Below are 23,056 nucleotides of genomic sequence, written 5' to 3'. Positions count from 1 at the left end.
GGCGTACCGTTCACGACCAGCGCTCGACGAAGTCACTCGGATCGCGTTCGGGCAGCGGCTTGTGGCGCCCGCCCATCTGACCGAGATACAGAAAGCCAACCAACTCGTCGTCTTCGGCAAGGCCGAGGCCTTCACGCACGGTGGGGTCGAAGGCGTAGTGACCAGTGCGCCACATGACGCCCAAACCTTGCGCCTGTGCCGCAAGCAGGATGCCATGCGCCGCACAGCCGGCGGAAAGCAGCTGTTCGATACGCGGCACCTTGGGATGATCAGGCGTGACCTTGGCGATCACCGCGATGATCATCGGCGCACGCTTGGGCTTCTTGCGCGCGGCGTCCAGGTGGCCATCGTCGATGTGCGGATTAAGACGCTGCTCGGCCTTGGCATACAGCTCGCCCAGCCGGTCGAGCCCTTCCCCTGAGAACTCGATGAACCGCCACGGGGTCAGGGTATCGTGATCGGGCGCACGCAAGGCGGCGCGGTACAGCGCGTCCAATTGATCGCGATCGGGGGCGGGCGCGGCCAGTTTCCCCATCGAGCTGCGCTCGTGCAGTAAGGTCATGGCATCCATGAACATCTCCTTGGCCGTCTGAATAGGGTAATGATGTGCGGCCGAAGTCGCCTGCGTTCAATGCATGGCGTCAGGTTTCACACTTACTGGCGCGCCAGCCGGAGTGGCGTGGGCGGCCGCTCGCCGGGCGTGCCCCGCCAGGGGCTGATATCCAGCCCGCCCCGCCTCACGTAGCGCGCCATGACCAGCAGCCGCTCTGGCCTGGCCCGCGCCATGAGATCGACGAACAGGTGCTCGACGCAGTGCTCGTGAAAGTCCTGATGCTGCCGGTAGGAGATCAGGTACTTCAGCAAGGCCTCGCGCTCCAGTCGGGGACCGCGATAGCGAATCAGCACGCTGCCCCAGTCGGGTTGGCCGGTCACCGGGCAGTTGGACTTGAGCAGATGCGAGTGCAGCGTTTCTTCGACGATCTCTTCGCCGACTTCGATCAGCTCGGGGGTCGGCGTGTAGTGCTCGATGCTCACGTCGAGATCGTCCAGGCACTCGCCGGGTAGCGCCCGGGGCGTCAGGGCATCGTCCTCGACGCCGAACAGGGCCACCGTCACCGGCGCACCTGCCTCCTGGGCCAGGTCACGCTCGAGTGTCTCGACCACCGCCTCGCGGCTGTCGAAGCGCGTCTGATTAAAGCTGTTGAGATACAGCTTCCAGGACTTCGATTCGATCAGCGAGGGCGAGTCGGCGGGCAGCCGGAACCGGGCCACAGCGACGATCGGCTTACCTTTCGCATCGAGCCAGGAGAGCTCGAAGGCGTGCCACTCGTCCTCGCCCTCGAACGGCAGCGCGGCGTCGTCGAGCCCCAGCGGCGCGCGGTTGGCCTGCCGGGGGATGGGGAACAGCAGGCCGGCGTCGTACTGCTCGGGATACGCCGGCTCGCGCCCTAGCGGCGCATGCTCGAGAGTCTCGTCACGTTCGCTCATATCAGCTCCGGATCCCCTTGCCACGGTCGAGCATCCACATCCCCAGCGCGAAGAACACGACGATGAACACCGCGATGGCCACCAGCGCCCCGCCGACCGGAATGTCCGAGACCCCGAGAATGCCGTAGCGGAAGGCGTTGACCATGTACAGAATGGGATTGACCATCGACACGCCCTGCCAGAAGTCCGGCAGCATGTTGATCGAGTAGAACACCCCACCCAGGTAGGTAAGCGGTGTCAGCACGAAGATCGGCACGATCGAGATGTCGTCGAACTTGTGTGCCACCAGAGCGTTGATGAAGCCACCGATGGAAAACAGCAGCGCCGTCATGATCACCACCCCGATGGTCACCAAGGGATGATGAATCGAAAGGTCGGTGAAGAACATCGATACCACGGTGACGATCAAGCCCACGGCCAGACCGCGCGATGCACCGCCGACCACGAAACCGGCGAGAATCACCCAGTTGGGCATCGGCGAGACCATCATCTCCTCGACGCTGCGCTGGAACTTGTTGGAGAAGAAGCTCGAGGCCACGTTGGAATAGCTGTTGGTGATCACCGCCATCATGATCAGACCGGGCACGATGTAATCGATGTAGTCGATATTGTCCATGGGCCCGATGCGCGAGCCGATCAGGTTGCCGAAGATGATGAAGTACATGGTCATGGTGATCGAAGGCGGCAGCAGCGTCTGCGGCCAGATGCGCATGTAGCGGCGCACCTCCTTGGTCACCAGGGTCCAAAGCGCGATCCAGGTCTGCCAGGCATTCATGAGCGCACCTCCACCTTGTCGGTGGATCGGCCGCTTTCGGCGTTGGCGTGCTCGACCATCGACACGAACATTTCCTCCAGGCGGTTGGCGCGGTTGCGCATCGAGACGATTTCGAAGCCCTGCGCTGAGAATTGCTCGAAAGCATCGTTGAGCCGCTGTCCTCGCTCGACCGAAAGCGCCAGTTGCGTGGCGTCGACACGTTCCACGCTGAAGCCTTCCAGTTCTGGCGCGGTCTCGACCGGCCGGGCCAGATCGAGCAGGAAGGTCTCGGTGTTGAGCTGGGCCAGCAGGTCACGCACGCTGGTGTTCTGGACGATATCGCCGTGGTTGATGATGGCGATGTTACGGCACAGGCTCTCGGCTTCTTCCAGATAATGCGTGGTGAGGATGATGGTGGTGCCTTCACGATTGATGCGCTTCATGAATTCCCACATGCTGCGGCGTAGTTCGATATCCACCCCGGCGGTCGGCTCGTCGAGAATTAGAAGCCGAGGGCGGTGGATCAGGGCACGTGCGATCATCAGGCGGCGCTTCATGCCACCGGAGAGCATGCGCGCACTCCCCTTGCGCTTGTCCCACAGGCCGAGATCGCGCAGCAACTGTTCGGCGCGCGGCTTGGCCTCGCGCATCGGCATGCCGTAATAGCCCGCCTGGGTCAGGACGATGTCCTCGACCTTCTCGAACTGGTTGAAGTTGAATTCCTGCGGCACCACGCCGAGGTGATACTTGGCCTTGGCGAAGTCGCGGTCGATATCGATACCGAACACGCTCACGCTGCCACCCGTCTTCTGTACCAGGGATGATACGACCCCTAGCGTGGTGGACTTACCCGCCCCGTTGGGACCGAGAAGCGCAAAAAAGTCGCCTTCGGCGACGTCGAGATCGATGCCCTTGAGGGCATTGAAGCCATTACCGTAGACCTTCGTCAGCCCGCGGATGGACAGTGCTGGTTCTGCCATCTGGCGCACCCAATTCTTGATATTCGAAAGAAACCTTGCAAAGACAGCAGACAATGCGGGCAAATCGAGAAAAATCAATGTCTCGAACGCCGCACTCAGTGGCAAGGCATATTATAAGCAAACGAAGTGGCGTCCCATAGGGGGTTCGAACCCCTGTTACTGCCGTGAAAGGGCAGTGTCCTAGACCACTAGACGAATGGGACGTATCGAGATAGGAGGAGTAGTATTTTGCTACCAAACTTGGAGCGGGAAAGGAGATCGACCGGGCTGGCGTTCCAGCTCCCGACCCATGCTGCCTATCGGATACCACCAAATTTGGAGCGGGAAAGGAGATTCGAACTCCCGACCCTCGCCTTGGCAAGGCGATGCTCTACCGCTGAGCTATTCCCGCATCACAAAACACTGGTACTACGACCACAAGCTGGAAGTGGCGTCCCATAGGGGGTTTGAACCCCTGTTACTGCCGTGAAAGGGCAGTGTCCTAGACCGCTAGACGAATGGGACGCATTTTGGAGCGGGAAAGGAGATCGACCGGGCTGGCGTTCCAGCTTCCGACCCATGCTACCTCTCGGATGCTGCCAAATTTGGAGCGGGAAAGGAGATTCGAACTCCCGACCCTCGCCTTGGCAAGGCGATGCTCTACCGCTGAGCTATTCCCGCATTTCCAGCCACACGAGGTGAGTTGGCGTCCCATAGGGGGTTCGAACCCCTGTTACTGCCGTGAAAGGGCAGTGTCCTAGGCCACTAGACGAATGGGACGTGTCATCACTCGCCTCGTCGAGGTGCGGCGTATATTACTGGGCGCCCCCTTGGGTGTCAACCCATCGTCGCAGCACCCTTTTCTCGTGGATGCTTTGGCCCCATATTATGGGCCAAGTAGCGCCCACTGCTAGTAAACGCCGTGACATCCCTCATGCTATACAGGGGCTCTCGGCATCGGCATGGCACATCACAGTATCCGCAGCGCAGGAGGCGGCCATGAGCGAGAAGACGCATAAAAGCGAGCACGAATGGCGGGAGCAGTTAACCCCCGAGCAGTATCGTGTGACGCGCGAGAAAGGCACCGAGCGTCCTTTCACCGGCGACCACCAGGTCTCCGACGAACAAGGCATCTATCACTGCATCTGTTGCGGCGCCCCGCTGTTCGAGAACGAGCATAAATTCGATTCCGGATGCGGCTGGCCAAGCTTCGACCGTCCGCTGGCCGATGCTGGTGTCGAGGAGCATTTGGACACGTCTCACGGCATGCGCCGCGTCGAGGTTACATGCCGTCGCTGCGACGCCCATCTGGGGCATGTATTCCCCGACGGTCCGCAGGAGACCACCGGGCAGCGTTATTGCATCAACTCAGTATCGCTCGACTTTCACCCCGGCGAGTAATTCACCGGAAGAGTCTTGCATCTGGAAAGTCTTGCATCTGAAGAGTGAGATTCATCGCGGCCGCCGCTCTGCTAGCGGGCTTCGCTCTGCTACCATAGGCGGCCGTTTGTTCGAGCTGGAGTAAAGACGATGCTGGGTTGGTATCCCGGACACATGCACAAGGCCCGCCGTCAGATAACGGAGGCGCTACCGGAAATCGACGTGGTACTCGAAGTTCTCGATGCCCGCCTGCCCTACTCCAGCGCCAATCCCATGCTGGCCGAGTTGACCGAGCACAAGCCAGTGCTCAAGGTGCTCTCGCGCGCCGATCTCGCCGACCCCGAGCAGACGGAGCGCTGGGTGGAACACTTCAACGCCCAGCCCGATATCCGCGCTCTGGCGGTCACCACCACCCAATCGCGCGAGTTGAAGCGCATCCCCGCGCTGTGCCACGAGCTCGCCGGTCATGTGCGCGCCGATCGCGACGTGCGCGTGATGGTGATGGGCATCCCCAATGTCGGCAAATCGACCTTGATCAATGGTCTGGCCGGCAAGAAGCTCGCCAAGACCGGCAACGAGCCGGCCGTCACCAAGCGCCAGCAGAAGATACGCCTGGATGGCCGCGTCGCGCTGATCGACACCCCCGGCGTGCTATGGCCGAAGATCGAGGACCAGGCCAGTGCCTATCGCCTGGCGGCAAGCGGCGCGATTCGCGATACCGCGATGGAATATAGCGATGTCGCCATCGTCGCCGCCGCCGAGCTGGCCAAGCGCTACCCGGATGCCCTCAAGGCGCGTTACAAGCTCAAAACGTTACCTGCCTACACCCCCAATCCGGATGCCGGCAGCGTCGAAGCCGACGGGCCACCGCATCGCGACTTGCTGGCGCTGGCTGGCTTCGATGGCCAAGCCATCGTCGAGGCCATCGCCGGCAAACGGGGCGGCTTGCGCGCCGGCGGCGTCGTCGACATGCACCGCGGTGCCGAAGTGCTGCTGCACGAGCTGCGCGATGGCAAGCTCGGGCGTCTGACGCTAGAAACACCGGACGACATCCCTGTGCCCGAGGAAAACGATCCCTCCCTGGACGAGTCACCCTCCCCGGCCTAAACAGCCAAGCTTTTACCCTTCTACTTCAATCGCCTATTCCGATGCGGGCCATTTGCGTGGCCCGCGCGCCACGGTATGCTAGGAAGCGGCGCGGCAGCCCGCCCCGAACGGTACGGAAACACCGCCTCCACCCCACCGGCTGCGCAGCAAACGGAAGCCACATGGATACCGACACGCCCATTCGGAAATCGCACAAGCTCGATAACGTCTGTTACGACATTCGCGGCCCGGTACTCGACCACGCCAAGCGGCTCGAAGACGAAGGCCAGCGCATCCTCAAGCTCAATATCGGCAACCCCGCATCCTTCGGTTTCGAAGCCCCTGAAGAGATTCTTCAGGATGTGATGCGCAACCTGCCGACGGCCCAGGGCTACTGCGATTCCAAGGGACTTTATTCGGCGCGCAAGGCGATCATGCAGGAATGCCAGCGCAAGAACATTCCCGATGTCAGCGTCGAAGATGTGTTCGTCGGTAACGGCGTCTCCGAGCTGATCGCCATGGCCATGCAGGCGCTGCTCGATGACGGCGACGAGGTGTTGATTCCCGCGCCTGACTATCCACTGTGGACGGCATCGGCCAATCTCTCCGGCGGGCGACCGGTGCATTATCTGTGCGATGAGCAGGCCGACTGGGCGCCGGACTTGAACGATGTACGCGACAAGATCACCGCACGCACCAAGGCCATCGTCATCATCAATCCCAACAACCCCACCGGCGCCGTCTATCCGCCGGAGGTGGTCAAGGAATTGCTGGCGATCGCGCGGCGCCACGGCCTGGTGGTGTTCTCCGACGAGATCTACGACAAGATCCTCTACGACGATGCCGAGCATGTTTCCACCGGCGCGCTGGCCGACGACGATCAGCTCGTGGTGACGCTCAATGGGCTGTCCAAGAGCTATCGCTGCGCCGGGTTTCGCAGCGGCTGGATGATTCTCTCCGGAAATCGCGGCAAGCAGCGCGCCGACGACTTCATTCAGGGGCTCAACATGCTGGCCTCGATGCGTCTGTGCGCCAATGTGCCCGCCCAGCACGCCATCCAGACGGCACTGGGCGGCTATCAGTCGATCAACGACCTGGTTCTGCCCGGTGGTCGTCTGCGTGCCCAACGCGACATCACCTATGACAAGCTCAACGCGATTCCCGGTGTCAGTTGCGTCAAGCCCAAGGGGGCGCTGTACGCCTTTCCGCGTCTCGACCCCGAGGTCTTCAACATTCAGGACGACCAGAAGCTGGTACTCGACCTGCTCTTGCAGGAGAAGATCCTGCTGGTCCAGGGCACGGCCTTCAACTGGCCGACTCCCGATCATGTGCGCATCGTCACCCTCCCCTGGGCCGACCAGCTCGACGATGCCCTCGACCGCTTCGCCAACTTCCTGTCGCGCTACCGCCAATGATCCGGCCCTCGCCCGAGCCTGGCTCGGGCGAGAATCATCGTACTTTCAACGATTCTCGACATTTGTCTTGAAACCCAAGGCAAGACGCCGTATCTAATGGCCAACAAGAATCGACATGACCATTGCTGTCTCACTGACTGAGGGAACCCATCGATGATGCGAATCCTGCTGTTTCTAGCGACCAACCTGGCCGTGGTGATCGTGGCCAGCATCACCCTGCGAATACTCGGGGTGGAGCCCTACCTGAACGCCAACGGGCTCAACATGAACAGCCTGCTGATCTTCTGCTTCGTGTTCGGCATGGCAGGGTCGTTGATCTCGCTGTTCATCTCTAAATGGATGGCGAAGAAGAGCACCCAGGCCAAGGTGATCGAGCAGCCCAGCAACTCGACCGAGCAGTGGCTACTCGACACCGTCGGCGAGCTGGCCCGGGATGCAGGCATCAAGATGCCCGAGGTGGCGATCTTTCCCGCGCAGCAATCCAACGCGTTCGCCACGGGCTGGAACAAGAACGATGCCCTGGTCGCGGTGTCCGCCGGTCTGCTCGAGCGCATGCGCCCCGATGAAATTCGCGCGGTACTAGCGCACGAGATCGGCCACGTTGCCAATGGCGACATGGTCACGCTGGCGCTCATTCAGGGCGTGCTCAACACCTTCGTGATGTTCTTCGCACGCGTCGTCGCGCAACTGGTGGATAGCTTTCTGCGCCGCGACGATGAAGGCGGTGGCCTGGGCTTCTTCGGTTACATGGCGGTAGTCATCGTTGCCGAGATCGTCTTCGGTCTGGTGGCCTCGATCGTCGTCGCCTGGTTCTCACGCTTCCGTGAATACCGCGCCGACGCCGCTGGTGCCAAGCTCGCCGGCAGCGGTGCGATGATCAATGCCCTGGGGCGCCTCAAGGCCGAAACGCAGATGAAGGACCAGATGCCGGATACGCTGACGGCCTTCGCTATCACTTCCGGCCAGACACGCAAGCTCATGGAACGGCTGTTTTCCAGCCACCCGCCGCTTGATGATCGCATTCGCGCACTCAAGGAAAGCGCCTACCGCGAATAATCACGGCACACTGCTGCGCAACGCAAAACACCCACCGACCCTGAATTCATCAAAAGGTCGGTGGGTGTTTGCGTCTCGGCGCGCCATAGGACGCCACGCTACTGGCTACTTATTAGAAAGCTTGTTGCTACTTATTAGAAAGTTTGACCTTGAAGCCGAACCCCTGGAGGGCGTCACGCAAGCCGCCTTTGTTCTGTTTGAGTTCGACCCTCAAGGTGGAAAACTCACGGCGCAGCGGATACTCGGCGCGGTAGGCGTCAAAGCCCGCCGCCATGCCCATGCGTCGCCGATAGCGGTCAAACGCCAGCATGTCGCGGCGTACGTCATAGCAGGCCCGCGTACATAGCGATAGCGCTTCCAACGGCGGCGCCCAAGGCGTCAGAACGATCTTGCGCAGCCACGGGTCAGGCTTGAGCTGGCCCAGCTTCTTGCGTGCCGGCAGGCCGAAATGGCGCATCGCCGCCTGGTAGACCAGCTCGGTGCCACGCATCTTGCCGTCGATGCTATGCCCAGCGATATGCGGCGTGGCGATATCCACGAGATCGTAGAGCGCGGCATCGATCTGCGGCTCGCTTTCCCACACATCGAGCACCACGCGTAGATCGTTGACGCGTTCGAGACGCTCGCGCAGGGCCTGGTTATCGAGACAGGCGCCACGCCCGGCGTTGATCAGCACGGTGCCCGGCGCCAGGGCTTCAATACGCGCCGCATTCAGCAGGTGTCGGGTCGCGTGCTCTCCGTCCGACACCAGCGGCGTATGCAGGCAGACGATATCGGCACGCTCGAGCAGGCTATCCAGCGCCAGAAAGTCCTCGCGGCCTTCCGCCTCGGCACGTGGCGGATCGCAGATCAGGCACGTCACGTCGAGATCGTCCAGGCGCTCCGCCAGGCGGTTGCCCACGTTGCCGGCGCCGACGATGCCGATGGTCTTGCCGGCCAGGTGGAAGCCGTCTTCCTCAGCCAGCAACAGCAGGCTCGAGAGCACGTAATCGACCACCGAGTCGGCGTTGCAGCCCGGCGCGTTGGCGAACCCGATGCCCGCTTTCTGCAGATAGTCGAGGTCGACATGGTCGGTACCGATGGTACAGGTGCCTACGAAACGCACGCGGGAGCCGTCGAGCAGCGCCGCATTCACCGGTGTAATCGAGCGCACGACCAACAGGTCCTGATCGCGGACCGCCGCCGCATCGATGTCGCGCCCAGGCAAGCGGGTGATATCGCCCAGCTCGCCGAAGAATTCATCGGCCAGAGGAATGTTTTCATCGACCAGGATGCGCATGACCTTCTCTTTTCTCCCTTGTTCACGTCCGACGGCCGGTTACAATACGCACGGGGCGCACTTGCCTGTCCACGGCGACGCCGGAGACGGCGCTTGCCGGGGATTCGATACCCGCCGGGAATGTCGATAGTAGGCCCGCGAAAGACACGTCACAAGCCCATTGCCAAACACAACGGCGCCATCAGGAGTTCTCGTGATCGTCCGCTGGGAAAGTGAACACGACTACGTTCTCGTGCATGTCCACCAGGATATGTTCGGTGACTGGATATTCAGCCGCGCCTGGGGCCAGATCGGCACCCAATTCGGCGGCCTCAAGCATCAACTGGCCGACAGCTATGCGCAGGCCATGACATGGCTCGAGGATGTCGCGCATATCCAGTCCTCGCGCGGCTTCGCCAAGGTCTTCGAGGCCAGCGATGACACCAGCCCCGAAGCCCAGGAAGCGATGCGCCAGCTGTCGCTGCTCGACGGCCTCTAAATCCGCTTCATGCGCGGCCGTTGCGCTCAGTGGTGACGAATCAGGAAACAATGATGCAGATCCGGGCGCCGCACGAAGTCCGGATCGAACGTCTGCGCCGAAATGTCTTCCACCGCGAAACGTTCGCCGATGCTGGTGTCGAGCGTAAAGCGCCGCTGATTGTTGGAGAACACCAAAGTCCCATCCGCTGACAGGCGCGCCATCGCCAGTTCGATGAGGCGTGCGTGATCGCGCTGTACATCGAGTACGTCATCCATCTTCTTGGAATTGGAGAACGTCGGCGGATCCATGAAAATCAGGTCGAACTCGCTACCCGCGGTTTCCAGCCACCTAAGGCAGTCGTCACGAATCACCCGATGCCGGCTGGGATCGAGGCGGTTGAGCGCGAAGTTATCGCGTGCCCAGGTCAGGTAGGTATTGGAAAGATCGACGCTGACACTGTCGCTGGCGCCCCCCAGTGCCGCCTGAACCGTCGCCGTTCCCGTGTAGCAGAACAGGTTGAGAAAGCGCTTGCCGTCGGCCATGTCACGCAACATTCGGCGCACGGGGCGATGGTCCAGGAACAAGCCGGTATCCAGATAGTCGCGCAGATTGACCCACAACCGTGCCGGCCCTTCACTGACCTCGAAACGTTCGCCGCTGGCACCCTGCTTGGTGTACTGAGCCTTGCCTGATTGTCGCGTGCGCTGTTTGTAGTGCACGTTTTCCGCCCGCATGCCCAGCACCTGGGGAATGACCTCCAAGGCATCGAACAAGCGACGCTGCGCCTGGCGCGGGTCGACCGAGCGCGGCGGCGCGTATTCCTGCACATGTACGTGATCGCCGTAGACATCCACCGCCAGGGCATATTCCGGCATATCCGCATCGTAGAGCCGATAACAGCTCTCGCCGGACTTTTTGAGCCACTTCTTCAGTCGCTTGCGATTCTTCTCCAGCCGGTTGGCGAACATCTGCGCACCCTCATTGCGCGGGGCACGGCTCGGCGCCTCCTGGGTGTCCTGCTCGCCTGCCGAGTCGCTCTTGGTCGATTCCTGGGCAGTGGTACCGCGCGAGGCACTCTCCGCCACGACCGGGATCAGTAGCAACTTGCAATCCAGCGGTCCGTTCTTGAATGCATACTGCTTGGTGGCCCGCAGCCCGGTGCGGTGACCCAGGTCGGGGTTGCCGGTAAATAGCGCCAATTGCCAGCCCTCGAACTCGGCGCGCAAACGTTCACCGAGGGCGGTGTAAATGGGCACCACTTCGGGCAACTCGCCCAGGCGCTCGCCATACGGCGGATTGGTGATGACCAGCCCTGGCCCGTCGATATCTTCCGGTCGCGTCAGTTGCGCTACCTCGGCGCCTTGCAACTCGATCAAGGAAGGAATCCCCGCGCGCATGGCGTTGGCCTTGGCGGCGGCGATGGCCGGTGGACTCTGATCGCGCCCGAACAGCTTTGACTTCACGCGGCGGCGCCCCACGCTGGCACGGGCATCCGCCTCGCGCTTGAGCTCTTGCCACACGTCGGGGTCGTGATCCACCCAGGACTCGAAGGCGAAATAGGACCGGGCCAACTGGGGAGCGATGTCCGCCGCCATCAAGGCCGCTTCGATGAGCAGCGTACCTGCCCCGCACATGGGATCGAGCAAAGGTTCCCCACGCCGTGCCCGCGCCGGCCAGTCGGCACGTATCAGCAAGGCGGCGGCGAGGTTCTCCTTGAGCGGTGCATGGCCGGCATCGCGGCGATAGCCGCGCTGATGCAGGCTACCGCCGACCAGGTCGAGTCCTAGCAGCAAGCGCCCACGATGCAGATGCGCGTAAATACGCGTATCGGGGTTTTTGAGTTCGATCACCGGGCGCTCATGGCCAGCCGCCCGCATCGAATCGACGATGCCATCCTTGACGCTCTGAGCCCCGAAGCGCGTATGGCGGATATGCTCGGATTGGCCATGGAAATCCACGGCCAGGCTGCTTCCGGTACGCAGGTGCGCGCGCCAGTCGACCCGGCGGGCGGCCTCGACCAACGACTCGGGACGTTCTATGTCCTGCTCGCGCAGAAGGCAAAGCACCACGCGATTCGCCAGGCGCGACCACAGGCAGATGCGATAGGCCATCGCGACATCGGCCTGAACGTGGACACCCGCCACGGTCGTCCCGGTCACCTCCGCGCCGAAGCCCGCGAGTTCGTCGGCCAGCAAGCCCTCGAGGCCCTTGGGACAGGTGACGTAGAGCGTCAAGGATTGGGATTGCACATCGGTCATAAAGTCGTCATCCCGGCGCCACGCGCCGGTCATATTCCTGTGGTTTACATGGAACGTTTGGCTTATGCCAAATCGCTGGTCGACAAATCCGCGTCAAAGCACTAAAACTTAAAAATAGTAGCTACTGAAAACGCATGCGTTTCGTGTCCGGACGTTCCGGTTCATGGCGGTGATGGGTGCCCCATTGTCGGCATGTACTGTCAGATCTCAATAATCGGTTCTTGATAAGAGGCCATCCGATGAAACGACAGAAACGTGATCGCTTTCAGCGTGCATATGTCCACGGATACAAAGCCGGCATGACGGGGCGCTCTCGCGATGATTGCCCCAGCCAGAACATCAACCTCCGTGAGTACTGGATGAGCGGTTGGCGTGAAGGTCGTGGGGACCAATGGGCCGGCATGACGGGGATTTCCGGCATCCATCGAAACCCCATGGTACTGTGATGGTAAAACCCTTCGTGGCGCCTGAATCGACGCCCCATTGACAGGTCCACGACAAGGCCCGCGTTGCGGGCCTTTTTACGTCAACGCACGTTACGTCAAGGCCCCGGCGCATTCACCCACCAGCGCTGGCCCCCGATAGATGAAGCCAGTATACAGCTGCACGAGGTCGGCCCCCGCTTCGCACTTGGCACGCGCCGCATTCCCGCTATCGATACCGCCGACGCCAATGATCGGCAGCGTCGGCAGATGGCGGCGTAACTCATGAATCACCCGGTTGGACGACTCGAACACCGGGCGTCCGGAAAGCCCGCCCTGCTCATCGGCATTCGCAAGCCCCGCCACCGCCTCGCGCGACACTGTGGTATTGGTAGCAATGACGGCATCGACACCGTTGGCCGCCAGCGCCTGTGCAACTAACGCGACTTCGTCGTCATTCATGTCGGGAGCGATCTTCACAGCCAGGGGCACTCGCCGATCACCAGCGGCATCGAGGCGGTGTTTTTCCTCGACCAGTGTGCCCAGTAACGCCTCCAGATGCTCGCCGAACTGTAAGTTGCGAAGCCCCGGCGTGTTCGGCGACGACAGGTTCACCGTGACGTAATCCGCGTGCGCGTGCACCTTGCGCAGACACGTCAGGTAATCGTCCACCGCGTGCTCCACCGGGGTATCCAGGTTCTTGCCGATGTTGATGCCGATGACACCCGCGTAACGGCTCTTGCGCACGTTGTCGACGAGTCGGTCGACGCCGGCATTGTTGAATCCCATGCGATTGATGATCGCGCCGCATTCCGGCACGCGAAACAGACGTGGCCTGGGGTTGCCCGGCTGCGGCTTGGGCGTCACCGTGCCCACTTCGACGAAGCCAAAACCCAGTGCCCCGAGCGCATCGAGATGCTCGGCATTCTTGTCGAGCCCCGCTGCCAGCCCCACGCGATTGGGGAACGTCAGCCCCATCAGCGTGACGGGCGCCTCGACATGCGCGCCCATCCACCTGCTCAGCCCCAGGCGATGGCCGGCATCGAGTGACGTCAGCGCAACACCGTGAGCGGTTTCGGGGTCGAGTCGGAAAAGTAGCGAACGGGCCAGGGCGTACATGGTTCCTCGGGCAATGTAGTGAGCGGCAAGACATGAAATGGGCGCGCAGTATAGCGTAGCCGTGCCCAAAAGCGCAGAGCCCCGCATTCGCGCATGGCGAAGCGGGGCTCGCGTCGGGGAGCGTCAGCCCCGACACTGCTGCAGGCCTTAAGGCTGAGTATCGAGCTGCTGCACGCGTAGCGTGTAGTTGTTGACGCCGCTCATCGCACTGCCGAACTTCTGGCCTTTCACCCAAACGGTGTAACGCCCTGGTTGCAGCGTGGTCTCGATATCGAAGTCGCTTTCGAAACCTTCGCCCGCGTCACTCGCCACGACATCACCGCTTTCATCGAGAATCCGCGCCTCGAGACGATAGGTGCCCTCGTTGCCAGGGAAGGTCGAGCTGGTCACCGACACAGTGCCCGCTTCCACCACGTCGAAACTCAACACCTTGCCCTGCTCACGAATGGCCAGGTCGGTCACGATCTCGTCGAAAGCATCCGGCAAAGCGTCTTCGTCATTGGCGGATGCGGCCTCATCATCATTGGCGGACGCGGCCTCATCGTCGGAAGAACCAGCGGCCTGGTCACCGGCCGATGCGCTGGACGTCTCCGACGAGGGCGCAGAAGACGCTGCCTCGCTGGCGTCGGGACGCGGCGCAGCGATGGCCGCCACCGCATCGTCTTCATCGACGAAGGCCGTGGTACGACCATTCTTACCCGGGCCACCGAACATGATGCCGCCACCGGCATCGACACCACTTTCATCGCTTGAAAGCGGGTTGCCCTGGGCATCCAAGCCATTGACGGAGATAACGAAGCTATTACCGCCCGTCTTGGTGGTACCGAACTTCTGGCCAGAGACACGCAACACGTAATCGCCGGGTTCCAGGCGTTGTGCCATGGTCAAGCCATCGTTCTGGCCCAGCCCCGACGCCGAAGCGATCTCATTGCCCTGCTCATCGAGCAGGGTCGCTTCGATTCGGTAATCATCAGAGTCGCCCGGCAAGGTCGAGCTCTGGAATTGATAGCGGCCTGACTTTTCGACGGTAAAGGGATGCGTCTGCGTCCCGCCGAAGAAAAAACTCTGGCTACGTGCATCGGAGCTCGACTGCAAGAAATCGGTAAGATCGATTTTAGCCGCCGCTTCGTGCGCCTTCTGCTGTGCAGCGCTCTGGGCCATGGCCAGCGATGACGTGCCGGCCAGTCCCAGGGCCACGAGCATTGTGGTAATAACGCGATGATTCATGGGGCTTCTCTACTTGGCTTCGAACCTGAGTCGAGCACAGCATATCAGAGACATAAGCGCCAATGCTTTACTTGCAGGTTCGAAGAGGAAGGAAAATCGACAATGCCTCGAGCACGCGGCTCGGGGCATTTACGTGCGGGCTTACCCCTCGCCGTTGCTCTCGGCAAGATCGACCAGTTCGCGAATGGCCACCGCGAATAGCGGGAAACCACCCTGGGCGCCCGAACGCACCTCGTTGAGCAGGCCACACCAGCGTTCGACCAAGCCGGCATGCCGTTCCAGCCACTGCTCGACACGGGGCTCCACACCACTCGGCGCGCCGTCCATCTTGAGCACGCTGATGGTCAGTGCCAATTGCTGACGATCGAGATCATCGCGGAAGGTTTCGCGCGCCTGCGCCTGCCAGCTATCGCGTACTTTCAGTGCGTTGATCTGGCTATTCATCCACGGCAGTTCCAGGCGATGACCGATATCGTAATAGACCTCCGCGACACGCTGGATCTTCTCGTCGGTCGCGCGGGCCGCCTCGATGATGCCCAGCCCGGCGTACAGGCTGTCGGCCGCCGCGACGATGCTCGCCAAGGTGGTCGGCACGCCGGCTTTTTCCAGCTCGTCACGACGCGCGTCCCACATTTCATGGTCCCCGCCGCGCAGGCGCTTGCCGATACCTTCTTGTAGCTGCGTAATACGCGGCGCGAAGTATTCCACCGCCTCCTGAATGCTCTGGTTGGTGCGATGACGCAGGAACCAGCGCGTGGCCCGGCGCAGCAGCCGCATCAGATCGAGCATCATGCTGTACTGAACGCGGCTTTCGACCTGATAATCGAGTGCCTCGATCTGCTCCCAGAGGCCTTCGAGGTTGAAGCAATCGCGCACGATGAGATAGGCGCGCGTCACTTCCGCTCGCGTGGCGCCGGTGGAGTCACGCAGGCGCCGCACGAAGGTGATACCCATGTGATCGACCAGGTCGTTGGCGATCTGCGTCGCGGTGATCTCGCGCTTCAAACGATGCTGATACATCTCGTCCGGAAAACGCTCGACCAGCGTCTTCGGGAAGGCCCGCGCCATGTGCCGCTGGACATGCGGATTGTCCGGCAGATCGGAGGCAATCATGTCGGTCTTCAACGCACTCTTGGCATAAGAAATCAGCACCGACAGCTCGGGCAGCGTCAGGCCTTTTTCCATATTGCCGCGTTCGACCAGCGCTTCGTCGGAGGGCAGGAACTCCAGCTCGCGATCCAGTCCTCCAGCGGCTTCCAGTTCATTGATGAAGCGCCGATAGGGACCCATGCCTTGCTGGCTGAGAATCTCCGACAACGAGAGTGCCTGGGTCTGACGATAGTTATCGCGCAGCACCAGTTCACTCACTTCCTCGGTCATGCTCGCCAGCAACTCATTGCGCTGCTTGTCGGTCATGTCGCCGGCTTTGACGATATCGTCGAGCAGGATCTTGATATTGACTTCATGGTCGGAGCAATTGACCCCGCCGGCATTGTCGATGAAGTCCGTCGTGACGCGTACGCCCTGCTCTGCGGCTTCCATGCGTCCGAGCTGAGTAAAGCCGAGATTGCCGCCTTCACCGATCACCCGGCAGCGCAATTCATGACCATCGACACGCAAGGCATCGTTGGCCTTGTCGCCCACTTCGGCATGCGTCTCGTCTGAGGCCTTGACGTAGGTGCCGATGCCGCCGTTCCAGAGTAGATCGCAACGCGAGGTCAGAATCGCGCGAATCAACTCGTTGGGCGACAATTTGCCCGCCTTGATGTCGAAGGCTTTCTTCATCTGCGGCGTAATGTTGATGGACTTGGTATCGCGCGAGAACACGCCCCCACCCTCGGAGATCAAGGCGGTGTCGTAATCCTCCCAGCTCGAGCGCGCCAGCTCGAACATGCGCTGGCGTTCTTTGAACGACGCCGAGGTGTCCGGATCGGGATCGACAAAGATATGCCGGTGGTTAAAGGCAGCGATGAGGCGGATCTTGTCCGACAACAGCAGGCCGTTACCGAATACGTCACCCGCCATGTCGCCGATACCCACCACGCTGAACGGCGTTTCCTGGGTGTTGAGGCCCATTTCGCGGAAGTGACGCTTGACCGACTCCCAAGCCCCCTTGGCGGTAATCCCCATCTTCTTGTGGTCATAGCCGTGCTCGCCGCCGGAGGCGAAGGCATCGCCCAGCCAATGGCCGTATTCCAGCGAAATGGCGTTGGCAATGTCCGAGAAAGTCGCGGTGCCCTTGTCGGCAGCCACCACCAGGTAGGGATCGGCCTCGTCATGACGTACCACTCGCTCGGGCGGTACGGTCTCGCCACCTTCCAGGTTGTCCGTCACGTCGAGCAGCGCGCGGATGAAAGTCTGATAGCAGGCGATACCTTCCTTCTGCACCGTGTCGCGGTCGGCGCCATCGGGCATGCGCTTGCAGATGAAGCCACCCTTGGCGCCTACCGGAACGATGACGGCGTTCTTGACCTGCTGCGCCTTGGCCAGACCCAGGATCTCGGTGCGGAAGTCCTCGTGACGATCGGACCAGCGCAGCCCGCCGCGCGCGACCTTGCCACTGCGCAGGTGAACACCCTCGACGCGCGGCGAATAGACGAAGATTTCGAACATCGGCCGTGGTTTAGGCATGTCCGGCACTTTCGTCGGCTCGAGCTTGAGGGCGATGTACTCCTTGGACTCGCCATCTTCGCGCCGTTGATAATAGTTGGTCCGCAGCGTCGCCTGAATCAACGCCATGTAGCGACGCAGCAGCAGATCGTCATTGAGGCTGGCGACCTCATCGAGCAGGCTCTCGATGCGCGCCACGCATTCCTCTATCTCGCTGTCGCCGGCGGTATCATCGGGATCGAAGCGTAGTTCGAACAGCGTCACCAGCTCGCGGGTAATGTCCGGATGGCTGGTCAGAGTATTGGCGATGTAATCCTGCGACAGGCCGAAGCGCAACTGCTTGAGATAGCGCGCATAGGCACGCAGCACCGCCACTTCACGCCAGGCCAGGTTGGCACCGATGACCAGGCGATTGAAGGCATCGCTTTCGGCAGCGCCAGTCCAGATGCGCGTGAACGCCTCGATGAAGACATCGCGCATTTCTTGGAGATTGACGACCCCGTCGCCACGGTGTTCGAGGGTGAAGTCATGAATCCAGTAGGCCTGATCGGGGCACTCGACCTCGTAGGGACGTTCGCTGATCACGCGGAGTCCCAGGTTTTCAAGCACTGGAAGCACATCGGAGAGCGGGATCGGCTGATCGGCGTGGAAAAGCTTGAGGTTGACCCCGTCGATGTTCTCCTCGACCAGCCGATAAAGACTCAGGCTGATCGGCGCATTTTTGCCCAACTCGCCGAGGTGGTGGATATCGTAGACGGCAGTGCGGGCCGAGAAGTCTTCGCGATAGCTGTTGGGGAACGCCTCACGATAGTCTTGCATCAGGCGGTTGGCCTGTTCCTCGCCGTAGCCCTCGACCATGGCGGCCTGCAGATCGTCCCGCCAGCTACGCGAGAGCGCTGTGATCTTCTTCTCCAGGCGGCGTATATCGTATTCGGCCGGGCGCTCGCCGTTGAAACGCAGGATGAACTGGATCCGCGCCAGCACTGACTCGGACAGATAGGTATTGAAATCGCCAAAGGTCGCGTCGAGTTCTTCGCAGAGCAGGTTCTGGATGCGCACGCGCAATTCAGTGGAGAACACATCGCGCGGCACGAACGCCAGGCACGAATAGAACTGGCCGAAACGGTCTTCGCGAATGAACAAGCGTACCTTGCGCCGTTCGCGGATATTGAGGATACCGAAGGCGGTCTGCGCCAACTCGTCGGTATCGATCTGGAACAGATCGTCACGCGGGTAGACCTCGAGGATCTGCGTCAGCTGTTTGCCGTTGTGCCCCTTGGGATTGACGCCTGCGGCCTTGATGACAGCTTCGATCTTCTTGCGCAGCACCGGCACGTTGCGCGGCGATTCGTTGTAGACCGTCGAGGTATAGAGCCCTAGAAAGCGCCGCTCGCCGATGACGCGACCGTCTTCATCGTAACGGTCGATGGAGATGTAATCCGGATAGGCCGGGCGATGAACGCGCGCGTGATAAGCGCTCTTGGCGAAGGACAAAAGCTCCGGCACCAGCACATACTGATCGTCCTCGACGCCCTCGTCGGTACTGATACGCTCGCGGTAACGCGGCTGATCGAGCTTGAACACGCCCAATTCGCTCTTGGGTATCTGGCGCAGACGATCCTGGCCTTCTTCCTGCAATACCTCGTACTCGTCATAGCCCAGGAAGGTGAAATGATCGTCGAGCAGCCACTCGAGGAAGGCGATGGCTTCTTTATGATCGTCGGCCTTGATCTGCTTCGGGCGCTGCGCCTTGAGCTCCTTGATCGACTGACGCACCCGCTCACGCATGGGGTCGAAGTCTTCGACCGCCGCGCGCACGTCGCGCAGCACTTCTTCGAGACTGTCGTGAAGGTCGTCCAGAGTCGCTGTATCGGAATGGCGGTCGACCTCGACTAGAATGATCGACTCGCGCGATGCTGGCGCGTTCTTGGCCTCGGTCGAGGTAACACGCTTGAGATGATGCTTGGCGTCGCGCTCCACCGCCAACACGGCATTGTGGATCGCGTGAACCGTCAGGCCGCGGCGATTGAGCTCGATACGCACCGAGTCGACCAAGAACGGCATATCCTCGTGCAGCACGGCCACAACGGTATGCGGCGACTGCCAGCCGTGTTCCTCGAAATCGGCGTTGAAGACGCGCACCTTGGCCTCGCTGGGATCATGCGTCTGCATGAAGTGCCACGCCGACAATGTGGCGCCGTAGATATCATCCAGGCCGCGCTCGGCGGCCTCCTCGAACGGCGCCGAGGCATACAGGTCCCCCGCGAAGGCAGCGATCCGCTCCACTTTTTCCTGAGGAAGCCGCTTGGCCAGTTGTTCTTTGAGCTGGGCGAGAAAATCTTCCTTGCCCTCGATCGCAACGTGTTGCATCAAGCACCTCGTCTACGACCGGCCGCCCTTCATGGCGACCGATGAATGATCCTTTGGCGGCATGCACGCGTCTTGCATGTACCACCACTGTGACACGAGCTTACTCCCATCGCGCGTCAAGCCCCACCGATGTGACGCACCCTCATGGCGTATGCCGGTTGTGCATGGGCCTTGTCACGCGTGCGCTGGTGTTTCCCGGCGTTCCAGCAGCACGCCACATTCGCAGTGGTCGGTATACGGAAACTGATCGAACAATGCGAAACGGGTCACGACATGGGTTGCGCTCAACGATTCGAGATTCGCCTCGAGCGTGTTCGGGTTACAAGAAATATAGACGATTCGCGAATAGGCCTTGAGTTGCTCGCAGCTATGCGTATCGAGTCCGGCCCGCGGCGGATCGACCAGCGCCGTGGTGAAGGCATGCTCATCGAGTGCCATCGCCGCCACGCGCCGTCCGCTTTTCTCGCCGGCCAGGGCTTCGCTGAACTCTTCAGCGGACATCCGCGCCACCACGGCGTTGGCCACACCATTGGCCTCGAGATTGACGTTAGCCGAGGCCACCGAGGTCCGCGAGATTTCGGTGGCTACCACGCGACGAAAGTTCTCGGCCAGCGCAATCGTGAAATTGCCGTTGCCGCAATAGAACTCCACCAGATCGCCGTCGCGGCTCTCACAGGTCACGTCCCGCGCCCACCCCAGCATCGACCGACAAATCGCCGCATTGGGCTGAGTAAAGCTGTTCTCTACCTGCTGATAGACGAATTCGCGCCCTTCGACGTTCAACCGCTCCCAGACATGATCGCGCTCAAGAACGAGACGCTGCTTACGCGCCCGGCCGATGATCGACACGTTCAGCGCTTCCTGTAACGCCCGTGCTTCCTGCTCCCAAGCCTCGTCGAGTTGGCGATGATAGATCAAGGTCACCAACGCTTCGCCACTCAGCGTGGTCAAGAACTCGACCTGGAACAACTTGCGCCGCAGGGTATCACTTGCCAACAGTGCCTCACGCAAGACGGGCATGAGCGCGTTGATGCGCTCCCCTGCCACCGGATATTCATCCAGGCGGATGACCGTTTTGCGTTTGGGGTCGGCAGGATCGACCTCGAACATGGCATAGAACAGGTCGTCGCCGTCATGCCAGATACGAAACTCGCAGCGCTGCCGATAATGTCTCGGTGGCGAGGGAAAGACCTCCAACGGCGGCGGAGAGAAGCGCGCGAATTGTGCCGTGATACGCTCGCGCTTGGCATCGAGCTGAGACTCGTAACGCTCGGGGTCGACGACGGGTACGGCCACGAAAACTCCTTTCAGCAAAAACTCGCGGTGCCGCCGCAGCGACACCGTCTCATGGAAATCAAAAGGTTAAAACAGTGTCAGGCAATGCCAAAGGATTCGGTGCGCTGAAGCCGTAGCCCGCCAGGGTGCGGGCCAGGCCCGATTGTTGCGGAGCGCTGGCCCAGCTTGCATCGCTACCCGGCGCATCACGCGCGGCCTCTGATACGATCGGAGAAACGATCTGCGCCACGCGCCGCGCAATGGCGTCACCGGAATCGATCCACACAATCTCGCGCGGCGCATGCCTCTCGAGCGCCTCGCGCAGCAGCGGAAAGTGCGTGCATCCCAGCACTACGGTATCAAGACGCGATGCTTCCCATAACGGCGCCAGACTGGCGGCGATGACCGCATCGTCCCACGGCATCCCGGTCAGGACACGTTCGGCCTGCGCGACCAGCGGATCGGCGGCCAGCCTTACCACCGTGCAATCCGGCGCAAACTCACCAATCAAACGCTGCGTATAAGGGCGCGACACCGTCGCCGAGGTCGCCAGCAACCCGAATACACCACTGCGCGAGGCATGGGCCGCTGGCTTGATCGCCGGCACGGTGCCGATCACCGGGATACTCAAGCACTCGCGCAAGGCCTTTAGCGCCAAGGTGCTGGCCGTGTTGCAGGCCACCACCAGGGCGCGAGCACCACTCGCCGCCACCGCCGCGCGACACACCGAGACGATCCGCGCAACCAACCAGGCATCGGGCTTGGTGCCATACGGCAACGCGGCGTTATCACACACATACGCCAGCGGTGCGCCCGGCAGGCGTGTGCGCAAGGCACCGACCACCGAGAGCCCGCCGATACCGGAGTCGAAGATCAGAATTGGCGCCGTCATGCGCGGGTCTCCGCGAAGTGCGCCAGCAGCGTATCCACTAAGGCCCTCAGGCGCGCGGGGATGAACTCACGCTCGGCATACAACAGATGGACGCTGATCGGCGCCACGCTGAAATCGTCCAGCACCCGGACCAGTCGCCCGGCCTCGACTTCCGGCTCACCCAGGAATGCCGGTTTATAGACCAGCCCCATGCCGCGTATCGCCGCCTCGGTCAGGGCGCGTCCGTTGTTACAGGCCATGACCGGCCGGATGCGCACCCGATACGGCGCCCCGGCGACCTGGAAGTGCCAATAGTGCCCTTCGCGCGCCAGGCTATAGTGCAGACAACGATGCTCACGTAACTCGGCGGGATGCGTGGGCGTCCCGTGCCGTGCCAGATACTCCGGCGCGGCGTAAACGTGGCGCGGCATGTCCATCAACGGCCGAGCGATCAAACTGGAATCCTCCAGCTCACCGATACGCACCACCAGATCGAAGTCTTCTGCCACCGGGTCGACACGGCGATCCTCGAGTACGACATCGAGCATCACCGCGGGATGGCGACGCTCGAACGCCTGCAAGGCGGGTATCAGTGCGCGCACGCCGAAATCCAGCGGTGCGGAGAGACGCAACTTGCCGCGCACCTCGCCGCGCTGCTCGCTAAGCCCTGTCTCCAGCTCCTGCAATTCGTCGAGCAAGCGGCTAGCGCCATTGAGGTAACGCTCGCCCTCGGCGGTCAACTGCAAGCGCCGTGTGGTACGCGTCAACAAGCGCACCCCCAGGCTGGCCTCCAGCTTGGAGATCTGTTTGCTGACCATGGCATTGGAGAATTCCAGCTTGCGCGCACCGCCAGCGAAACTGCCAGCTTCGACCACGGCGCGAAAGATGTGCATCGCCTGCAGGCGGTCCATACGACTTCCTCAAAAACACGTGCGCTCATTCTACCTTACCCACCCACCCGATGAGATGGCTCGACTTGCCTCGAGGCATAATACTGTTTATTTTTACAGTACCTTTTATTTCGTTC

18 protein-coding genes and 5 tRNA genes are annotated in these 23,056 nt (G+C 61.5%); 6 read left to right on the top strand and 17 right to left on the bottom strand.

Features of this window, described 5'->3' with window-relative positions; genetic code table 11:
* Nucleotides 1-10: 10 nt before the first annotated feature.
* The 9 genes from SR908_RS14455 to SR908_RS14415 all read right to left on the bottom strand — a co-directional run bounded on the left by SR908_RS14455 (nucleotide 11) and on the right by SR908_RS14415 (nucleotide 3,981).
* On the bottom strand, nucleotides 11-571 hold the full coding sequence (locus tag SR908_RS14455) for a nitroreductase family protein (RefSeq protein WP_246920967.1): 561 nt from the start codon (nucleotides 569-571) through the stop codon (nucleotides 11-13).
* An 83-nt stretch (nucleotides 572-654) separates the two neighbouring features.
* Nucleotides 655-1,488: an NADPH-dependent 7-cyano-7-deazaguanine reductase QueF gene (gene queF, locus SR908_RS14450; RefSeq protein ID WP_246920965.1), complete on the bottom strand. Its 834-nt coding sequence runs from the start codon at nucleotides 1,486-1,488 to the stop codon at nucleotides 655-657.
* A gap of 1 nt (nucleotide 1,489) precedes the next feature.
* Complete coding sequence (locus tag SR908_RS14445; protein ID WP_246920963.1) at nucleotides 1,490-2,263, bottom strand: ABC transporter permease; 774 nt, start codon at nucleotides 2,261-2,263, stop codon at nucleotides 1,490-1,492.
* The gene (locus SR908_RS14440; protein ID WP_246920961.1) at nucleotides 2,260-3,222 is read right to left on the bottom strand and encodes an ABC transporter ATP-binding protein; all 963 of its coding nucleotides are present in this window, start codon (nucleotides 3,220-3,222) and stop codon (nucleotides 2,260-2,262) included. The genes SR908_RS14445 and SR908_RS14440 overlap by 4 nt, the downstream gene beginning before the upstream one ends.
* 127 nt (nucleotides 3,223-3,349) lie before the next feature.
* A tRNA-Glu gene (locus tag SR908_RS14435) sits at nucleotides 3,350-3,425 on the bottom strand.
* A gap of 113 nt (nucleotides 3,426-3,538) precedes the next feature.
* Nucleotides 3,539-3,613 (bottom strand) — tRNA-Gly (locus tag SR908_RS14430).
* A 37-nt stretch (nucleotides 3,614-3,650) separates the two neighbouring features.
* A tRNA-Glu gene (locus SR908_RS14425) sits at nucleotides 3,651-3,726 on the bottom strand.
* Between the two features lie 81 nt (nucleotides 3,727-3,807).
* Nucleotides 3,808-3,882 (bottom strand) — tRNA-Gly (locus SR908_RS14420).
* A 23-nt stretch (nucleotides 3,883-3,905) separates the two neighbouring features.
* Nucleotides 3,906-3,981 (bottom strand) — tRNA-Glu (locus tag SR908_RS14415).
* Between the two features lie 219 nt (nucleotides 3,982-4,200).
* Here SR908_RS14415 and msrB point away from each other — a divergent pair.
* The 4 genes from msrB (at nucleotide 4,201) to htpX (ending at nucleotide 8,138) form a co-directional block, all read left to right on the top strand.
* Nucleotides 4,201-4,602 carry a peptide-methionine (R)-S-oxide reductase MsrB gene (gene msrB / locus SR908_RS14410; protein ID WP_246920958.1) on the top strand — a complete coding sequence of 134 codons (402 nt, stop codon included), beginning with the start codon at nucleotides 4,201-4,203 and terminating at the stop codon, nucleotides 4,600-4,602.
* 129 nt (nucleotides 4,603-4,731) lie between these two features.
* Nucleotides 4,732-5,688, top strand: coding sequence for a ribosome biogenesis GTPase YlqF (gene ylqF, locus SR908_RS14405; protein ID WP_246920955.1), 957 nt, complete (start codon nucleotides 4,732-4,734; stop codon nucleotides 5,686-5,688).
* Nucleotides 5,689-5,849: 161 nt separating this feature from the next.
* Nucleotides 5,850-7,082: a pyridoxal phosphate-dependent aminotransferase gene (locus SR908_RS14400; protein WP_246920953.1), complete on the top strand. Its 1,233-nt coding sequence runs from the start codon at nucleotides 5,850-5,852 to the stop codon at nucleotides 7,080-7,082.
* A gap of 153 nt (nucleotides 7,083-7,235) precedes the next feature.
* Nucleotides 7,236-8,138 carry a protease HtpX gene (htpX, locus tag SR908_RS14395; RefSeq protein ID WP_246920951.1) on the top strand — a complete coding sequence of 301 codons (903 nt, stop codon included), beginning with the start codon at nucleotides 7,236-7,238 and terminating at the stop codon, nucleotides 8,136-8,138.
* Nucleotides 8,139-8,265: 127 nt separating this feature from the next.
* On the opposite strand, the gene pdxB is transcribed toward htpX, so the two are convergent.
* Entirely contained in the window at nucleotides 8,266-9,417 is a 1,152-nt protein-coding gene (pdxB, locus tag SR908_RS14390; RefSeq protein ID WP_246920949.1) for a 4-phosphoerythronate dehydrogenase PdxB, read from the bottom strand.
* A gap of 193 nt (nucleotides 9,418-9,610) precedes the next feature.
* On the opposite strand from pdxB, the gene SR908_RS14385 reads away from it, so the two are divergent.
* Nucleotides 9,611-9,895: a hypothetical protein gene (locus SR908_RS14385; protein ID WP_097022302.1), complete on the top strand. Its 285-nt coding sequence runs from the start codon at nucleotides 9,611-9,613 to the stop codon at nucleotides 9,893-9,895.
* 26 nt (nucleotides 9,896-9,921) lie between these two features.
* Here the strand turns inward: SR908_RS14385 and rlmKL are convergent, their stop codons facing one another.
* The gene (gene rlmKL / locus SR908_RS14380; RefSeq protein ID WP_246920947.1) at nucleotides 9,922-12,135 is read right to left on the bottom strand and encodes a bifunctional 23S rRNA (guanine(2069)-N(7))-methyltransferase RlmK/23S rRNA (guanine(2445)-N(2))-methyltransferase RlmL; all 2,214 of its coding nucleotides are present in this window, start codon (nucleotides 12,133-12,135) and stop codon (nucleotides 9,922-9,924) included.
* 239 nt (nucleotides 12,136-12,374) lie between these two features.
* On the opposite strand from rlmKL, the gene rmf reads away from it, so the two are divergent.
* A complete protein-coding gene (rmf, locus tag SR908_RS14375) occupies nucleotides 12,375-12,581 on the top strand; it encodes a ribosome modulation factor (protein WP_097022303.1) in 207 nt (68 codons plus the stop codon).
* A 90-nt stretch (nucleotides 12,582-12,671) separates the two neighbouring features.
* On the opposite strand, the gene SR908_RS14370 is transcribed toward rmf, so the two are convergent.
* The 6 genes from SR908_RS14370 to SR908_RS14345 all read right to left on the bottom strand — a co-directional run bounded on the left by SR908_RS14370 (nucleotide 12,672) and on the right by SR908_RS14345 (nucleotide 22,940).
* On the bottom strand, nucleotides 12,672-13,676 hold the full coding sequence (locus SR908_RS14370; protein ID WP_246920945.1) for a quinone-dependent dihydroorotate dehydrogenase: 1,005 nt from the start codon (nucleotides 13,674-13,676) through the stop codon (nucleotides 12,672-12,674).
* A gap of 147 nt (nucleotides 13,677-13,823) precedes the next feature.
* A complete protein-coding gene (locus tag SR908_RS14365; protein WP_245846354.1) occupies nucleotides 13,824-14,903 on the bottom strand; it encodes a hypothetical protein in 1,080 nt (359 codons plus the stop codon).
* 141 nt (nucleotides 14,904-15,044) lie between these two features.
* Entirely contained in the window at nucleotides 15,045-19,883 is a 4,839-nt protein-coding gene (locus tag SR908_RS14360; RefSeq protein ID WP_246920943.1) for an NAD-glutamate dehydrogenase, read from the bottom strand.
* A gap of 174 nt (nucleotides 19,884-20,057) precedes the next feature.
* The gene (gene trmA, locus SR908_RS14355) at nucleotides 20,058-21,179 is read right to left on the bottom strand and encodes a tRNA (uridine(54)-C5)-methyltransferase TrmA (RefSeq protein WP_246920940.1); all 1,122 of its coding nucleotides are present in this window, start codon (nucleotides 21,177-21,179) and stop codon (nucleotides 20,058-20,060) included.
* A gap of 58 nt (nucleotides 21,180-21,237) precedes the next feature.
* A complete protein-coding gene (gene murI, locus SR908_RS14350; RefSeq protein ID WP_246920938.1) occupies nucleotides 21,238-22,050 on the bottom strand; it encodes a glutamate racemase in 813 nt (270 codons plus the stop codon).
* Nucleotides 22,047-22,940, bottom strand: a complete 894-nt coding sequence (locus SR908_RS14345; protein WP_097022309.1) for a LysR family transcriptional regulator — start codon at nucleotides 22,938-22,940, stop codon at nucleotides 22,047-22,049. The genes murI and SR908_RS14345 overlap by 4 nt, the downstream gene beginning before the upstream one ends.
* Nucleotides 22,941-23,056 lie beyond the last annotated feature (116 nt).

This window comes from Chromohalobacter canadensis (genome assembly GCF_034479555.1).
In the GTDB taxonomy this organism is placed as follows: domain Bacteria; phylum Pseudomonadota; class Gammaproteobacteria; order Pseudomonadales; family Halomonadaceae; genus Chromohalobacter; species Chromohalobacter canadensis.
Note: the sequence above shows the minus strand (reverse complement) of the source record. Positions and strands in the feature narration are given on the sequence as shown.

Bases quoted from the DNA above. Each gene is read 5' to 3' on its own strand.
- SR908_RS14455 (WP_246920967.1), bottom strand. From the start codon at position 571: ATGGATGCCATGACCTTACTGCACGAGCGCAGCTCGATGGGGAAACTG.
- queF (WP_246920965.1), bottom strand. From the start codon at position 1,488: ATGAGCGAACGTGACGAGACTCTCGAGCATGCGCCGCTAGGGCGCGAG.
- SR908_RS14445 (WP_246920963.1), bottom strand. From the start codon at position 2,263: ATGAATGCCTGGCAGACCTGGATCGCGCTTTGGACCCTGGTGACCAAG.
- SR908_RS14440 (WP_246920961.1), bottom strand. From the start codon at position 3,222: ATGGCAGAACCAGCACTGTCCATCCGCGGGCTGACGAAGGTCTACGGT.
- msrB (WP_246920958.1), top strand. From the start codon at position 4,201: ATGAGCGAGAAGACGCATAAAAGCGAGCACGAATGGCGGGAGCAGTTA.
- ylqF (WP_246920955.1), top strand. From the start codon at position 4,732: ATGCTGGGTTGGTATCCCGGACACATGCACAAGGCCCGCCGTCAGATA.
- SR908_RS14400 (WP_246920953.1), top strand. From the start codon at position 5,850: ATGGATACCGACACGCCCATTCGGAAATCGCACAAGCTCGATAACGTC.
- htpX (WP_246920951.1), top strand. From the start codon at position 7,236: ATGATGCGAATCCTGCTGTTTCTAGCGACCAACCTGGCCGTGGTGATC.
- pdxB (WP_246920949.1), bottom strand. From the start codon at position 9,417: ATGCGCATCCTGGTCGATGAAAACATTCCTCTGGCCGATGAATTCTTC.
- rlmKL (WP_246920947.1), bottom strand. From the start codon at position 12,135: ATGACCGATGTGCAATCCCAATCCTTGACGCTCTACGTCACCTGTCCC.
- rmf (WP_097022303.1), top strand. From the start codon at position 12,375: ATGAAACGACAGAAACGTGATCGCTTTCAGCGTGCATATGTCCACGGA.
- SR908_RS14370 (WP_246920945.1), bottom strand. From the start codon at position 13,676: ATGTACGCCCTGGCCCGTTCGCTACTTTTCCGACTCGACCCCGAAACC.
- SR908_RS14365 (WP_245846354.1), bottom strand. From the start codon at position 14,903: ATGAATCATCGCGTTATTACCACAATGCTCGTGGCCCTGGGACTGGCC.
- SR908_RS14360 (WP_246920943.1), bottom strand. From the start codon at position 19,883: ATGCAACACGTTGCGATCGAGGGCAAGGAAGATTTTCTCGCCCAGCTC.
- murI (WP_246920938.1), bottom strand. From the start codon at position 22,050: ATGACGGCGCCAATTCTGATCTTCGACTCCGGTATCGGCGGGCTCTCG.
- SR908_RS14345 (WP_097022309.1), bottom strand. From the start codon at position 22,940: ATGGACCGCCTGCAGGCGATGCACATCTTTCGCGCCGTGGTCGAAGCT.